This window comes from Sorangium sp. So ce321 (assembly GCF_051530195.1).
In the GTDB taxonomy this organism is placed as follows: domain Bacteria; phylum Myxococcota_A; class Polyangia; order Polyangiales; family Polyangiaceae; genus Sorangium.
In genome coordinates this window covers 7,364,845-7,379,564 of record NZ_CP150329.1, presented here as the reverse complement: position 1 = coordinate 7,379,564, position 14,720 = coordinate 7,364,845, and the positions used below count along the sequence as shown (strand labels likewise).

General features: G+C 74.7%; 9 protein-coding genes. 8 read left to right on the top strand and 1 reads right to left on the bottom strand.

Annotated features, from left to right (window positions below; translation table 11 throughout):
* The first annotated feature begins 4 nt into the window (after positions 1–4).
* From WME89_RS27075 to WME89_RS27055, 5 genes are all read left to right on the top strand, one after another.
* Complete coding sequence (locus WME89_RS27075) at positions 5–1,069, top strand: tetratricopeptide repeat protein (RefSeq protein WP_438002609.1); 1,065 nt, start codon at positions 5–7, stop codon at positions 1,067–1,069.
* Positions 1,069–2,091, top strand: coding sequence for a hypothetical protein (locus WME89_RS27070; protein ID WP_438002608.1), 1,023 nt, complete (start codon positions 1,069–1,071; stop codon positions 2,089–2,091). The genes WME89_RS27075 and WME89_RS27070 overlap by 1 nt, the downstream gene beginning before the upstream one ends.
* A 162-nt stretch (positions 2,092–2,253) precedes the next feature.
* Positions 2,254–3,771 (top strand): serine/threonine-protein kinase, encoded by a 1,518-nt coding sequence (locus WME89_RS27065; protein ID WP_438002607.1) that lies wholly within the window; start codon positions 2,254–2,256, stop codon positions 3,769–3,771.
* 199 nt (positions 3,772–3,970) lie between these two features.
* The gene (locus WME89_RS27060; RefSeq protein WP_438002606.1) at positions 3,971–9,388 is read left to right on the top strand and encodes a hypothetical protein; all 5,418 of its coding nucleotides are present in this window, start codon (positions 3,971–3,973) and stop codon (positions 9,386–9,388) included.
* A gap of 84 nt (positions 9,389–9,472) precedes the next feature.
* On the top strand, positions 9,473–10,450 hold the full coding sequence (locus WME89_RS27055; RefSeq protein WP_438002605.1) for a S66 peptidase family protein: 978 nt from the start codon (positions 9,473–9,475) through the stop codon (positions 10,448–10,450).
* A 67-nt stretch (positions 10,451–10,517) separates the two neighbouring features.
* Here the strand turns inward: WME89_RS27055 and WME89_RS27050 are convergent, their stop codons facing one another.
* Positions 10,518–11,444 (bottom strand): lysophospholipid acyltransferase family protein, encoded by a 927-nt coding sequence (locus tag WME89_RS27050; protein ID WP_438002604.1) that lies wholly within the window; start codon positions 11,442–11,444, stop codon positions 10,518–10,520.
* 118 nt (positions 11,445–11,562) lie between these two features.
* On the opposite strand from WME89_RS27050, the gene WME89_RS27045 reads away from it, so the two are divergent.
* The 3 genes from WME89_RS27045 to WME89_RS27035 all read left to right on the top strand — a co-directional run bounded on the left by WME89_RS27045 (position 11,563) and on the right by WME89_RS27035 (position 14,571).
* Complete coding sequence (locus WME89_RS27045) at positions 11,563–12,528, top strand: NAD-dependent epimerase/dehydratase family protein (RefSeq protein ID WP_438002603.1); 966 nt, start codon at positions 11,563–11,565, stop codon at positions 12,526–12,528.
* 8 nt (positions 12,529–12,536) lie between these two features.
* The gene (locus tag WME89_RS27040) at positions 12,537–13,202 is read left to right on the top strand and encodes a class I SAM-dependent DNA methyltransferase (protein WP_437617488.1); all 666 of its coding nucleotides are present in this window, start codon (positions 12,537–12,539) and stop codon (positions 13,200–13,202) included.
* Between the two features lie 67 nt (positions 13,203–13,269).
* A complete protein-coding gene (locus WME89_RS27035; protein ID WP_438002602.1) occupies positions 13,270–14,571 on the top strand; it encodes a hypothetical protein in 1,302 nt (433 codons plus the stop codon).
* Positions 14,572–14,720: the final 149 nt, after the last annotated feature.

Sequence of the window (14,720 nt, the reverse complement as noted above, 5' to 3'; positions counted from 1 at the left end):
GGCCGTGACGAACCGCGCCGCGCGCCTGGCTTCCTCGAGCGTTCCCGAGGCCCGGCGCGCCTTCGTGGGCTCCGCCTGCGTGCTCGCGGCGGCCGCGCTCTGGGCGTCGCCGGCGCTGGCAGGGCAGGCGCCCTCGGCGGAGCCGCTCGGCTCGCCGGGCGTCGCGCCCGCGTCGCCCGGCGCCGCGCCGCCATCGCAGGGCAAGGCGCCGGCTCCCCCCGCCCAGCCATCGCCGCCGGAGGCGTCGGAGAAGCGGCGCCGCATCGAGCGGGCCACCGCGCTGCACGATGAGGCGCAGGGGCTCTACCAGAACGGCGAGTACCGCGCCGCGATCGCGAAGCTGGAGGCCGCGGTGGACCTCGATCCCGAGGGGAAAGAGCTCGTCTACAACCTGGCGGTGATCCACGAGCGGCTCGGCGAGATCGACAGGGCCGAGCACTACTACCATCGCTACCTCGAGATGGAGGCGCTGCCGAAGGAGCGCGAGCAGGTCACGGCGGTCCTCAAGCGGCTGCAGGGCGCGAAGCGGGAGCTCGCCGACGCGAAGGTGCAGGCCGCGGCGCCCCCGCCCGCCGCGCCGCTGCCGCTGCCGGTCCTGCCGCGGGTGCGGCTCCTGCCGCGCCGCTCGGTCGTGTCGGGCAACCCGAGGCCGCCGACGCCCTGGCTCTTCGTCAGCGGGGGCATCGCCGCCGGGTCCCTCGCGGTCGGCGGCGTGTTCGCCGCGCTCGCCGTGGCGCGGGATCCCGGCCCCGGCGAGCGCACCGGCGGCGGCGTCACCATCGCCGATCTGCACGCCGACGCGCGCGCCGCCCACCGGTGCGCCGTCGTCGCGGATGTCGCCCTGGTGATCGCCGGGCTCTCCGGGGCAGCGGCGCTCTATCTCTACCTGTCGCCGCGCGCTCCCGCGAGCGCGGGGGCCGCTCGCGCGGTCTCGTCCCCGCGCGCGCTCGCGACGTCGCCGGGCCGCGACGGCGCTCTGACGCCGCGCGGCCTCGGGGCAGGGGAGGGGGCGTCGGCGGTCAGCCTGTCGCTGGGCGCCGAGGGCGCCCGGCTCCGGGTGCAGTTCTGATGGGCCTCGGCGCCGCGGGGCGGAGGCTCCTCCACGCCCTCGCGGCGCTCGCGGCGCTCGGCGCCGGGTGCGAGGTCCTCGTCGACGGCGAGCTGGGCCCGGTGCTCTGCGCCGCGGAGGGCGCGATCGGTCCCCCGGCGTGCCCCGAGGGCGCACTTTGCAGGGATGGCGCCTGCGTCGACATGCAGCTCCCGGAGCGCGCGCTGGGTGCGCCCTGCGTGGAGCACGCCGACTGCGGCGCGCTCGATTTCTGCCTCGACCCGACGCTGTTCGACGGCGAGGGGCCGAGCGTCTGCGCGCGCGCCTGCTGCAGCTCCAGCGACTGCGAGCCGGTCCGCGACGCCGTCTGCTGGATCCCCGACCGGGGTGGAGGCGGGCTCTGTCGCATCGGCCGGGACGTGGGCCGGCCCGAGGTGGGCACAGGGCTCTCCGGCGACCGCTGCGATGCGTCCCGCGACTGCCGTTCTGGCATCTGCAGCGAGGGCACCTGCGTGGACGCGTGCTGCTCCGACACCAACTGCGCGGCGGACAGGCCCGCGTGCCGGCTCACGACAGAGCTCGTCGCCTCGGGACCTGCCTGGGCGTGCCAGCCGGACCCTTCAGGCGGGCTCGGCTACTTCGATGAGTGCTCGGAGGACGCGGACTGCTCCTCCGGGCTCTGCGCCGAGATCAGCGGGGCCGACCGGTGCACGATCCCGTGCTGCGGATCCGAGATGTGTCCGCCCGCGCCCGGCGACGACGTGATGGGCAGCGTCGGCTGCGCCGAGGTCACCGCGGGCGGGCGCGCGACCGTCCGGGCCTGCGCGAAGCTGCTCCGCGAAACCAGCCTCGATGCCGTCGGCGTTCCGTGCGCCACGGACAGGTCGTGTCGGGGCGGCATGTGCGCCCAGTTCCCTGGACAAGAACAGGAACTCTGTAGCGATGTCTGCTGCGGCGACGCGTCGTGCGGCGACGCCTCGCGCTTCGGGTGTCGCCCTTACTCGACCGGTCCGTCGTGGGCCTTGCGGTGTGAGCCCAAGTGACCGACGATCACCCCCATCGCGGTGGTAGCTCCTACAATGGACGGCCAGTTCCCAGCCAGCGCACCCGGATCCACCGGCGAGCCCAGCCGGGCGTTGGCGCTGATTTGCCCGCGATGTCACCACGTTGCGACGATCGCCATGGACGCGAGGAGCGCGTCCAGCATGCCCCCGCCCCCCGCTGGCGAGCGCGGCGCCCAGGCCGGCGTGGGCGCGAAGCTGCCGCGCTGCCCCCAGGACGGGCTGGCGCTCGTGAGCCGCGAGGCGCTGGCCGAGGCCGAGGGGGATCCCTTCCTGGGGCTCACGATCGCGGATCGGTTCGTGATCGTCGGCAAGCTCGGCGCCGGCTCGATGGGCACGGTGTACCGCGCTCGCCAGGAGGCGATGGGCCGCGACGTTGCCATCAAGATCCTGCGCTCGGACCGCGCCTTCGATGCGCAGGCCAAGGCGCGGTTCACGCGCGAGGCGCGCGCGATGAGCCTGCTCCGCTCGCCGCACACGGTCACCGTCTTCGACTTCGGCGAGATCGTCGACGACTCGGCCGACCCGACCTTCGGCCGAGGCCGCTCCGCGGAGCAGAGCTCGCCCGGCGACGGGGCGCCGTGGGGCAGCGGCTCCCTGTACCTCGCGATGGAGCTCCTGGAGGGCGAGTCGCTCGGGCAGCGCCTCAAGCGAATGCGGCGGCTGCGCGTCGGCGACGCCGCCCTCTTCGCGCGCCACGCGCTCCTGTCGCTGGCCGAGGCGCACGACAAGGGGATCATCCACCGCGACCTCAAGCCGGACAACCTGTTCCTCGCGAAGCCCCCGGCGGGCGAGCACGAGGAGATCTGCAAGGTGCTCGATTTCGGCATCGCGAAGCTGATGACCGGCGCCGAACGGCCGGTCGACGCCCTCGAGACGCAGGCCGGCACCGTCTTCGGAACGCCGCGGTACATGTCGCCGGAGCAGGCGCAAGGCAGGGCCCTCGACGCGCGGAGCGACCTCTACTCGCTCGGCGTGCTGCTCTATCAGATGCTCGTCGGGCGGCCGCCATTCATCGATGACGATGCCGTCGTCGTGATGGCGAGGCACATCAAGTCGTCGCCGGTGCCGGCCATCGAGGCGGCGCCGGACGCCGGGATCCCGCCGTCGCTCTCGCAGCTCTTGCAGCGCGCGCTCGCCAAGCGGCCCGAGGAGCGGCCGCGGAGCGCGCAGGAGTTCATCGCGGAGCTCGACCGCGCGATGGTGGAGGCCAGGCCGAGCCTGACCCGCGAGCGCTTCAGCCAGCCTCCGCCCGCCGAGGTCGGCGCGACGAGCGAGCTCCTCGCCGTCGTGGGCGACGGCGTGGACGCCTCGCACGTGCCGAGCACGCTGCGCCCCGCGCCGCGGCGGCGCACCTCGCGCGTGGCCGTCGGGGCGGTCGCGGTGTCCATGATCGTGACGGCGCTCGCCGTGCGCGAGCTCCGTCGCCCCGCGGGCGACGGCGTGCGCAGGCTCGAGAAGGGCGTGGCGATCGAGGCGAGGACGCTCGCGGGGGCGGTCGCGATCGCGATCCCGTCGCGCGCCGCGGCGCCCACCGCGACCGCGGCGCCGCGCCCCGTCGACGCGGCCGCCGTTGTTCCCGAGCCCGCGGGCGTTCCATCGGCGTCGCCGCCGAGGCGGAGACACCCGCATTCGCGCAAGCCGTACGTCAAATTCGACTGATGGCGGCACGCGCGCAGCCTCGCTGCGCGCGGTAGACGCGGTCGCCTCGGGCCGACTCTCCGCGCCCAGCCCCGCATGGCCTGCGCAGACCACGCGGGTAGACAAGACAGCCGCGTCCGAACGCGAATTGCGCCGAGAGTCGCTGTACGAGGCGGAGGCTAACGTGTAACTTCGCCGCGCACCGATGGATCCCCGGGAGATGGAAACGCTCATCCAGCGCCTCGTCACGAATCCACATGACGCGGAAGCCCTGGCGTATGCGCACCGAGCCGGGGAGCAGGACCCGCGATCGTACGCGATGCTGCTCGAGCGCGTCGGCAGCTCCACCGCTGATCCGTCGTACGCCGCGCACTGGCTCAGCGAGGCCGCGAACGTGTGGTCCACCACGATCGGCGACGCGCACCACGCCGCGCGCACGCTCATGATCGCCATCGACAAGGACCCGACGCAGCGGACGGCGGCGGAGCGGCTCGCGCAGCTCTACCGCGACAAGGGCGATCAGAAGGCGCTCGTCGCGCTGCTGGAGCGGCTCGTCAAGGCGCTCACGCCGCTGCTCTTCGAGCGGCCCGAGGTGCGCGCGCAGCTGTCGACCCTGCACGAGGAGCTCGGGAGGCTGTGGAGCGAGCCGCCGCTCTCGCGGCCGGAGCGCGCCCTCGAGAACTGGCGCCGCCTGGCGGAGCTCGACCCGCATAACGTGTACGCCATCTACGCCGCGCGCGAGATGCTGAAGGCCCAGCAGCAGTACGCCGAGGCGATCCCCTACTTCGCGATGGAGCAGGCGCTCATCGACGATCCGGAGCGGCGGCTCGCCCTCCTGCGCGACGAGGCCGACATCCGGCGCCGCGCCGGCGATCTCGCGGGCTCCACGGTCGCGCTGCGGAACGCGCGCGCGTTCCTGCCGCACGACGCGGGGCTGATCCAGGCGATCGGCGTCGCCATCGTCGATCGCATCGAGGCCGGCGAGCCGGTGCCGCAGCCGGAGCGCGACGAGGCCGCGGAGCTCTTCGTCGCGCTCGCGGAGACGTACGATGAGGAGTACGGCTACTCGTACTCGGTGTACGCGCTCCGCGCGGCGCCGGGGCACGACCGCGCGATGCAGCTCGCCGATCACTACGCGAAGCAGCTCGGCCGCACCGCCGAGCTCCGCCCGCGCTACCTCGCCTACCTCCACGTGAACCCGGCCGGGTTCATGGCCGCCGAGGCGCGCAAGCGGGCGTCCGTGCCGCCGCCCCCGCCGCGGCTCCCGTCGGTGCCGCCGCCCGCGGGCGCGGCCGCCGCCTCCTCGCGCGCGCCGTCGGTCCCGCCGGGCTCGGGCGCCGCGCCTCCGCGCCAGCCGTCGGCGCCGCCCTCCGGCATCGCTGCGTCTCCGGCCGTCGCGGCGGAGCGGGGTGAGCCCGCGGTGGCCGCGTTCGCGCCGGCCTCCTCGCTCGCTGCCCCGCCCGACGCGCCTGCGCTCGGCGCGCCGGCGTCGCACGCGGCCGCCGCCTCGGCGCAGGCGGCGCCCAGCTCCGCGGCGCCGCCCGAGGCCCGCGGCGGCTCGGCCCTGCCGGAGGCGCCGCAGCCCTCGAGCGAGGAGCAGGCCGAGCTCCGCAGGCCGCAGCCGCTCGCCAGGCTCCGCGAGGTGCTCAAGGCCGATCCGGCCAACCCGGACGCGCTCGCGCAGGCCGAGGAGCAGCTCCGTCAGAAGCGGAGCTTCGCCGAGCTGCGGGACGTCCTGCTCGCGGCGGCGCGCGTCCCCACGGCGCCGGTCGAGCGCAGGAAGGCGCAGCTGCGCGACGTCGCGGGGCTCTGTGAGTCGCAGCTGCGCGACGTCGACACGGCGGTGCAGGCCTGGAAGCTGCTCTCCGAGCTCGATCCCGGCGACGCGCAGGCGCAGGCCGAGCTGCGGCGGCTGCTCGAGCGGAGCTCCCGCTGGGACGACCTCGCCGCGCTTCTGGAGCTGGAGGCCGCGGCGACGCCCGACGTCGCGCAGAAGATCGAGATCGAGAAGAAGCTGGTCTCGCTCCACGAGCAGAAGCGCCGCGACCCGATCGCGGCAGCTGAAGCGTGGGTGCGCGTCGCGGGCCTGTCGCCCGAGGACAGCACGGCGATCCAGGCCGCCGTCAAGCTCTTCGAGCGGGGCGAGCGGTTCGACCTCGCGGCGCGCGTCCTCACGGACGCGGCCTCCCGCTTCCAGGACAAGCTGACCCGAGCGCCGCTCCTCCAGAAGCTCGGCGAGCTCCGGATGCGGCTCGGCGAGCCGGGCGCCGCGGGCGACGCGTTCAGCCAGGCGGCCGAGCTCTTGCGGCAGCCGAAGCTGTGGGAGCTCGCGGAGAAGGCGTACGTCGCCGCGGGCCGGCTCGTCGAGGCGGCGAGGGCGCTCTGCGAGCGGGCGCTGCTCGCGGACCGCAAGGCGCGGCCGGTCCTCTTTGTACACGCCGCGGAGCTGCTCCTCAGCGCGGGCGACGTCGAGGGCGCGCTCGACCGGGTCGAGCGCGCGATCGAGATCGATCCGGTGAGCGACGCCGCCTCCCCTGCGATCGAGGACCTCTACCGGCGCATGAACCGGCTGCCCGAGCTCGTGCGGTTCTTGCTGAGCCGGGCCGAGCTGCTCGGCGACAGGGCGCAGCGCGTCGCTGCGCGGCGGGCCGCGGCGGCCGCGCAGCGCGAGCTCGGCGACCGCGACGGGGAGCGCGCGACGCTCGCGCTCCTGCTCACCGACGGTGACGACGCCGAGGCGCTCGCGCGGCTCGCCGAGGACGCCAGCGAGCGCGGCGATCACCAGCAGGGCGCGGAGCTCCTCCGCAGGCTCAGCGAGGTCACGGACAGCCACCCCGGCAAGATCTCGCTCGCCCTGCGCCAGGCGCGCATGCTCGCGGAGGGCTCGGGCGACGTGGAGGGGGCGATCGCGCGCTACGAGTCGATCGTGGCGACGCTCGATCCGGAGAACCGGATCGCGCTCCGGGCGATCGCCGAGCTGGAGGAGCAGCGCGGCAACCTGAGGGGCGTCGCTGGCGCGCTCGAGCGCGAGCTCGCGCTCGTGAACGGCCCCGAGCAGCTCGACCTCGCGCAGCGGCTCGCGGCGCTGTACGAGGGGCCGCTCGACGACCCGCACGGCGCCGTCAGGGCGCTCGAGATCGTCCACGCCGCCGAGCCGGACGATCTCGACGCTGTCGCGCGGCTGCAGCGGCTCGCCGAGCGGCTGAACGACTGGCCGAAGGTCGCGCGCCTCATGGCGACGCTGATCGAGGTGGAGGGGGACGAGGACGAGGCGTCGAAGATGACCCGTCGCCTCGCCGAGGTCCTCGATCAGGCGCTCGGCCGGAGCGACGAGGCGCTGTCCCTCCTGGAGCGGCTCGCCGACCAAGGCGACGAGCCGTGTCGCGAAGCGTACGTCGCGCTCGGCGACCGGCTCGGGTGGAAGGGGGTCGTCGCGACCAAGCTGGTCGCCTGGAACGAGTCGATCGCGCGCGCCGGGCGCGACGTCGCGCTGCGCGGCGCCTTCGAGCGCTTCGTGGAGGTCGGCCGCCCCCGCGACGCCGCGCGCGTGGGGATGGAGCTCGCGCGCTCGCGCACCGCCGACGCCGACCTCGCGGAGAAGCTCGAGGTGATCGCGGTCGAGCTCCAGGATCGCGAGGCCCTCACGGTCGCCCATGAGCTCCTCGCGCGGGATCTCGCGGGCCCGGCCCGCGCGGTCGAGCTCGTGCGGCAGGCCGAGGTCCGGGTGTCGGTGGGCTTCGACCCGCTGGAGGCCGTCCATCACGGCGAGGGCGCGCTGGCGAGCGTGCCGACCGCCGAGGTCGAGCCGCTGCTCGTGCGGCTGGCGGCGCTGGCCGGGGCGCCCGGCCTCATCATCGACCTGTTCGAGCGCCAGGTGAGCCGGTGCCGCACGCCGGCCGATCGCTTCGCGGCGCTCGCCCGCGCCGCCGAGATCGCCTGCGAGCATGGCGCCATCGATCGGGCGAGGAGCTTCTTCGAGCTGGCGCTCGGCGGCGGTGTCCAGGAGGAGGCGATCGCCTCCCTCGAGCGGGTGGCGCGAGACGGCGACGAGCGCTCCCGGTCGACCGCGCTGCGCACCATCCTCGCGGAGGCGCTCGCGGCCGGCGGCCAGGGCTCCCGCGACGGCGGCCGTACGCGGGCGGCGCTCCTGCGCCGCGCGGCCTCCATCGCCCACCAGGATCTCGGCGACGTCGACCGCGCCTTCGGCTGGGTCGGCGACGCCGTGCTCGCGCACGTCGACGACGCGTCGCTCGACGCGCTCGAGGCCCTCGGGCGCGAGGTGGGCGACCCGCACCGCGTGGGCGCGACGCTGAACCGCGCGCTCGACGAGGTGTTCGATGGCCCGCTCGTGCGCAAGCTCCTCCAGCGGCGGGCCAGGCTGCGGCGCGACGTGCTCGGCGACCGGCAGGGCGCCGCGACGGACCTGAAGAAGCTCCACGACCTGTCTCCCTCGGATCACGACGTGATGAACGAGCTCTCGGGCCTCCTGCAGGATCTCGGCGATCACCGGGGCATGATCCTGCTGTACGAGGACCAGATCCTCCGCGGCCGCGATCCGGCGCAGCGGGCGGAGCTCGCGCGCAAGGTGGCGCGCATCTGGGAGGAAGAGCTCGGCGAGGGGCGAGAGGCGGCGGACGCCTGGCGCCGCGTCCTCCGCATGAAGGCGGGAGATCCGGACGCGACCGCGGGCCTCGAGCGCGCGAAGTCCGGGAATCTCAAGCGCACCCCGCCGCCGCCCTCGCTGCCGACCAGGCCGCCGGGCCTACCGCTGACCGAGCCGCCGCTCGCGCCCCGGGTGCCGGCCTTCGAGGCGCTCGGCGCGGAGGCCGCGGCCGCGGCCGCGTTGGCCAATGGCCATGCAGGCGCGGGGGCGCACGCCGGCGCCGAAGCGCCGCAGGACGAGCTCGCCGGGCTCACCGACGCGCAGCCGCCGCAGGCCGACGCGGAGCCGCGGATCGAGGCAGGGCCGCCGCAGGTCGAGGCGGAGCTGCCGCAGGTCGAGGCGGAGCCGCCGCAGGTCGGGGCGGAGCCGCCGCAGGTCGAGGCGGAGCTGCCGCAGGTCGAGGCGCCGCCGCAGGTCGAGGCGGAGCTGCCGCAGGTCGAGGCGCCGCCGCAGGTCGAGGCGGAGCCGCCGCAGGTCGAGGCGTACGGCGACGCGTCGCGCGGCGACCTGATGGACGCGGGCAGCGACGCAGTCGACGTGGCGCTGGATGGCGGGCAGGAGCTCCATCCGGAGGACTCCGGCCACGTTGAACCGGCGGAGCCTGCAGGGGCGCAGGCCGCGCCGACGCAGCTGCCCGAGCTCGATGGCCTCGCGAAGCCGCCGGCGCGCGGCGGGCTCGATGAAGCTGAAGATGAAGGAGAGACCCATCCAACGGTGGCCGTGAATCCCCGGTATGCCGCCGCGCAGTCCGTCTCTTCCGGCGGGTATCCGCAGTCCGTGGCGCCGCCGCAGCCGCTCGCGACGCCTCCGCGTCCTCCCACCATCGCGCCGCCCCGTCCCGTGCCGCCGCCCGGGGGTTTCGCCCCCCGATCGGTCATCCCGCCTGCGCCGCCGCCCTTGCCTGCCTCCGACGAGGTCGACGTCGACGCCGATGAAGACGTGGAGTTCCTCGACGACGACTCCGGTGCTCCCTAGCCCCGCCCGCCAGCGACAGCGCATCGAACGCGCGGAGGCGCCGCGCACCAGCGAGAGCGTGAGCCGCGGAGGCGCAGCGGAGGCATGCCTCCTCGGGTGATCCTCCCCCCGGCGCTCCGGCCAGGCGACACAGTCGCCGTGATCGCCCCCTCCAGCCCGTTCGAGCGCGTCCTCGCGTGGGTCGGCATCGGCTGGCTCGCCCAGCGCTACCGCGTGCTCTTCGACACGGGCGGCGGTCCGCCGCTCGCCGGCGACAGCCGCGGAGGCGGGGCGCCATCGCTCTCGGCGCCTTCCAGCCGAGGGCTGTTCGCGCGGACCGGCTACCTCGCCGGCAGCGACGCGCGGAGGAGGGAAGAGCTCGTCCACGCGCTCTCGCACCCCGACGTGCGCGCGATCTTCGCGGCCCGCGGCGGCTACGGCGCGAACCGGTTCGTCCACCGGCTCGACTGGACCACCCTCGCGAAGCAACCTCGCTGGATCGTCGGCTTCTCCGACATCACCGCCCTCCACGTCGAGGCCGCGCGCGCCGGCGTCGCGTCGCTCCACGGCGCCCACGTCGCCGCCCTCGGGCGGGGCGACGCTCGCGCCCGCGCCGCGCTGCTCCGCGCCCTCGAGGACCCGGCGGGCGAGCGCCGCTACGGCGGCCTGACCGCGCTGCGCGCCGGCGCCGCCGAGGGGCCGCTCTTCGGCGGCAACCTGGCCCTGCTCCACGCCTGCGCCGCGGCCGGCCGCCTCCGGGTGCCGGAGGGGTGCGTCCTCCTGCTCGAGGACGTCACCGAGCGGCCCTACCGCATCGATCGCATGCTCGCGACGCTGGAGGTCGGCGGCCACCTCGCGCAGGCCGCGGCGGTGGTCCTCGGCGACTTCGAGCAATGCGACCCCGGTCCGGACGGCGTCACGGTGGGCGAGGTCCTGCGCGACCGCCTGCTCCCGCTGGGCGTCCCCGTCGTCGCCGGGCTGCCGATCGGCCACGGCCTCCGCAACGAGCCCGCCATCCTCGGCGGCCCCGCGCGCGTCCTCTCGCCCGGCCCCGAGGCCGTGGTCACGCTCGCGGGCGCCTGAGCACCCGGCGCGGCGCGGCCATCCCCCGGCCGCCCCGAGAGCTCACCGCGGCGCGCTCGTCACGCGCTCACCAGAAGACGCTCTTCCGCTCCTTCAGCCCACGGTTCAGCATCGACTGGATCCGCCCCTTCACGAGCGCCACCTTCTCCTGGATCACCGCGTCGTCGTCGTCGGGGTCGCCGCGGAACGTCATCGGCTCGCCGAAGTAGATCCGGTACTTGGTCGGCAGCGGCAGCTGCCCGCCGGGGAGCAGCAGCTGCGGGATGACCGGGAACGTCGGCATCCCGAGCGCCTTCGAGACCGACTCGAGGTTGCCGAGCGAGATGTACTGCTCCTCGCCCCCGATGACCGCGATCGGCACGATCGGCGTGTCTGTCTCGAGCGCGAGCCGCATGAACCCGAGCCCGAAGTCGAGCAGCTGGTAGCGGCTGGAGAACCCCTTCGAGATCCCGCGCGTCCCCTCCGGGAACACAAGGATCGCCGCGCCCATGTCGAGCAGCCGCCGCGCGTTCTCGGGCACGCCGACCACCTGGCCCACGCGCGAGAAGAACGTCGCCACGAACGGAAGGGTCTGCGTCCACTTCTCGACCATGCTCCGCATCACGCGCGGCGGCTCCGCGTCGAGGAACATCGAGGCCGCGATGAGCAGGCCGTCGAACGGGAGCTGGCCGGAGTGGTTGGCGACCAGCAGCACCCGGCCGGTCGGGACGCGATCGATGCCGAACACCTCGGTCCGGAAATAGAAGCGATGGAAGAACGCGGCGACGCCGATCGCGTACTTCGCCCACGCCCGGTCGAGCCCGAACGGGTCGACGCCGTCCGCGGCATGCGGCAGCGCGACCCGGCGCAGCCGGTCCTCGAAGTCCTGACCGAGCAGCCGGATCGTGGCGTCGTCGAGCGTGCCGCGCATGCTGTCGACCCCGAGGCGCGCGAGCGGCAGCGCGCTGCGCGTGGCGAAGTGGCTCAGCCTGGCGAGCGTCGTTCTGCCGCGCATGGGCGCAGGACCATACCAAAACTCCCGTGCGCCTGCACAGGCAGGAAGGGCCTGCACAGGCAGGAAGGGCTTGACCACCGGGCCCTCGAAAGCGACCGTCGAGCCGATGAGCGAACGAATGCTCGGTCGAGCCCGCCGCCCCGGCTCAGACTCCGATCCGTCCCTCCGGCCCGTCCTCATCACCGGCATCTGCGGTCGTCTCGGACGGCGTCTCGCGCGGCGCCTGCACCGCGACCAGCGCGTGATCGGCGTGGACAGGCGCAGCTTCGAGGGGCGCCCCAAGGACATCGAGCATCACCAGATCGACATCCGCCGCAAGAAGACCCAGGACATCTTCCGCCAGGAGCAGCTCGCCGCGGTCGTCCACCTCGGGGTCATGCACGATCCGCGCGTGAGCCAGATGGAGCACCACAGCTGGAACCTCGCGGGGTTCCAGCGGCTGCTCGAGTTCGTCGCGCAGTACGACGTGCCCAAGCTCATCGTGCTGTCGAGCGCGAACGCCTACGGCCCGCGCCCCGACAACCCGCAGTTCATCACCGAGGACGCCCCGCTGCTCGGCGGCGCGTCGTTCAGCGAGATCCGCGACCTCATCGAGGTCGACATGCTCGCGCAGTCGTTCTTCTGGAAGCACCCGCAGACCGAGACGGTCATCCTCAGGCCCGTCCACATCCTCGGCTCGGTGCGGAACGCGCCGTCGAACTACCTCCGGCTCAACGTGATCCCGACGCTCCTCGGCTTCGATCCGATGGTGCAGGTCATCCACCAGGACGACGTGGTCTCCGCGATCGTCGCGGCGCTCCGGCCCGGCGTGCGCGGGATCTTCAACCTCGCGGGGCCGGCGCCGCTGCCGCTCTCGCGCGTCATCGAGCTGACGGGGCGGACGCGCGCGGCGATCCCCCACTTCGTCATGCAGACGATCATCCCGCGGCTGTGGCGCTTCAGGGCGACCTCGTTCCCGGCCCCCGAGCTCGATCACATCCGCTACGTGTGCATGGTCGACGACCGGCGGGCGCGCGAGATCCTCGGCCACAAGCACCAGCACGACATCCAGGAGACCGTCCAGGCGGTCGACGACATCACCTGAAGGCGTCCATGAAGCGATCGACCCGGATCGAGCGGCTCGTCGACTACTACGAGGACTTCGCGCCCGACTACGTCTCCACGTGGAAGGACATCCAGCACTACGAGAAGCCCGTCCGCGCGTTCCTGCGCGAGACGGTCGCCGAGGGGGCCCGCGTGCTCGACGCGGGCTGCGGGCCGGGCCACCTCACCCGCGATCTCCCGCCGTCCATCGACGTCGTGGGCTTCGACATCGCCGAGGGCATGCTCGAGATCGCGCGCAAGAAGCGGCCCCAGGGCGCCTACCACCGGCACGATTACCACCTGCCGATCCCGCGCTCGTGGGGGCGGTTCGACGTCGCCCTCGCGCTCGGCACGCTCGAGTTCTGCGACGATCTCCCGCTCGTCCTGAAGAACCTCGCCGGCGCGCTGCGAGCCGGCGGCCGCATGCTGGTGAGCATCGTCGAGCGGAGGCCCCACCTCCGGATGCACGAGCGCGCCGCGCGCCCGCTCTCCGATGTCGAGCTGTCCGGCGTGAGCATGTATCTTTACACCTTCGCCGAGCAGACCGACGCCATCCTGCGCGCGGGCCTGCTCCCGCGCAGCTACCGGCTCCACCCGGGCTGGCGACACACCGAGTACGACGTCGACGTGCTCTACGCGCTCTGGGATCTCGAGGCCCCGCGCAGCAGCCGATGATGCGCCAGGGACGTCGCGCGAGTCTTTCCGCGCCCCGCCGTCCGGGGTAGAGGAGAGCGACGGTTCCATGGAAGTGAAGCTCGGGGGCACCTTCCTGACCTGCGCGATGGGGCCGTTGCACCACGCCGGCACGTGCATCCAGGCCAGCAGGGTGCCCGAGGGGCTCCGCGAGCTCGCCCCGGAGGGGCTCCTCGGCGGCTTCCGGCGCGGCGTCGATCAGGCGGCGAAGCTCGCCGGCGTCCGCAGGGAAGATGTCGAGCGCCTGCTCCCCATGGGCGAGGTGCGCGAGGCGGTCGAGCGGCTCGCGGAGACCCAGCCCGAGGCCCTGATCGCCTGGGACGTCTACGCGGGGCGCATCGGCGGGCTGCTCCAGGGGGTCGCCGAGGTGACGGACCACGGGCACGCCCCCGACGCGAGCCTCTGCCTCGAGCGGCTCGCGAACAAGGTCCGGCGCGATCCCCCGTTCTCGGAGCCGCTCCAGGCGCTCGCCGAGGACATCGCGTACTGGCAGAAGATGATCGGCCGCTGCCGCAAGCTGCTCGACGAGAGCGGCGGCGGCGCGCTGGCCAGGGCCTACCGCCGCCGCCAGATCCGCAAGCTGGCCACGATCGTGGCGTCGGCGCTCGTCATCGTCGCGGCGCTGTCGGTGATCGTGCGGGTCCGTACCGCCCGCGCGCGGGTCGACGCGGTCCTCGCGCGCGCGGAGGTGTGCGCCGTCCGCGACATCGCGCCCGACGACGTCGAGCGGGCGACGAGCGAGCAGCAGCGGCGCGTGGCCGCGCGGCTCGAGGAGTGCGCCGCGGCGCAGGCGCGCGAGGCGGCCGAGCGCGAGGAGCGGCTGCGCGCCGAGGAGAAGGCCCGCGAGGAGGAGCGGCGGCGCGCGGAGCGCGACGAGCGGTGCGCCGCGCTCGCCGTGCGGTTCAAGGCGGGAGCGTTCTCGGACGACGACGGCGCGCTTGCCGGCGTGCGCGGCGGTCTGATCCGGCGGATCGCGCAGCGGAGGCTCACCGCCGCCGACGTCGGGCCGACCGGCCCCGCCTTGCCGTGCGAGGGCGCGCGCGGCGGCGACGAGCTGCGCGCGGCGTTCGTGGACGCGCTCGTCGCCTCGGCGTGGACGTGGGCGCCGGCCGCCGATCCCGGCCCGCGGCTCGGCGAGCTGCTCTCCGCGCGCCGCGCAGAGCTGCCCGAGCGCGCGCGGACGATGCTCTCTGGCCGCGCCGTGCACGAGTCCAAGCGGGCCATCGTCTCGGGCGATCCGGCCGCGCTCGGGCGGGCCTCGCGCCTGTGCGCGCTCACGGCCGCGCTCGAGATCCCGAGCGGCTCTGCGTGCGCGGCCCTGGCCAGGCTGACCGTCAAGCCGTCGCCCTAGCCTCGCCCTGGGCCACAGCCGCCCAAGCCGTGCCCAGGTCGAGGCCACGGCCGCACGAGCGCGATCCCTGGGCGGGACTGCCGTCGCGCGGCGCTGGATGCGCGGCGACGGACGCCGCGCGCGGCGCACGCCGGGGAGCCCGGGTGGAA

Coding starts and splice junctions, on each gene's coding strand:
- WME89_RS27065 (WP_438002607.1), top strand. CDS start 2,254: ATGCCCCCGCCCCCCGCTGGCGAGCGCGGCGCCCAGGCCGGCGTGGGC.
- WME89_RS27040 (WP_437617488.1), top strand. CDS start 12,537: ATGAAGCGATCGACCCGGATCGAGCGGCTCGTCGACTACTACGAGGAC.
- WME89_RS27070 (WP_438002608.1), top strand. CDS start 1,069: ATGGGCCTCGGCGCCGCGGGGCGGAGGCTCCTCCACGCCCTCGCGGCG.
- WME89_RS27050 (WP_438002604.1), bottom strand. CDS start 11,444: ATGCGCGGCAGAACGACGCTCGCCAGGCTGAGCCACTTCGCCACGCGC.
- WME89_RS27055 (WP_438002605.1), top strand. CDS start 9,473: ATGCCTCCTCGGGTGATCCTCCCCCCGGCGCTCCGGCCAGGCGACACA.
- WME89_RS27035 (WP_438002602.1), top strand. CDS start 13,270: ATGGAAGTGAAGCTCGGGGGCACCTTCCTGACCTGCGCGATGGGGCCG.
- WME89_RS27045 (WP_438002603.1), top strand. CDS start 11,563: ATGCTCGGTCGAGCCCGCCGCCCCGGCTCAGACTCCGATCCGTCCCTC.
- WME89_RS27060 (WP_438002606.1), top strand. CDS start 3,971: ATGGAAACGCTCATCCAGCGCCTCGTCACGAATCCACATGACGCGGAA.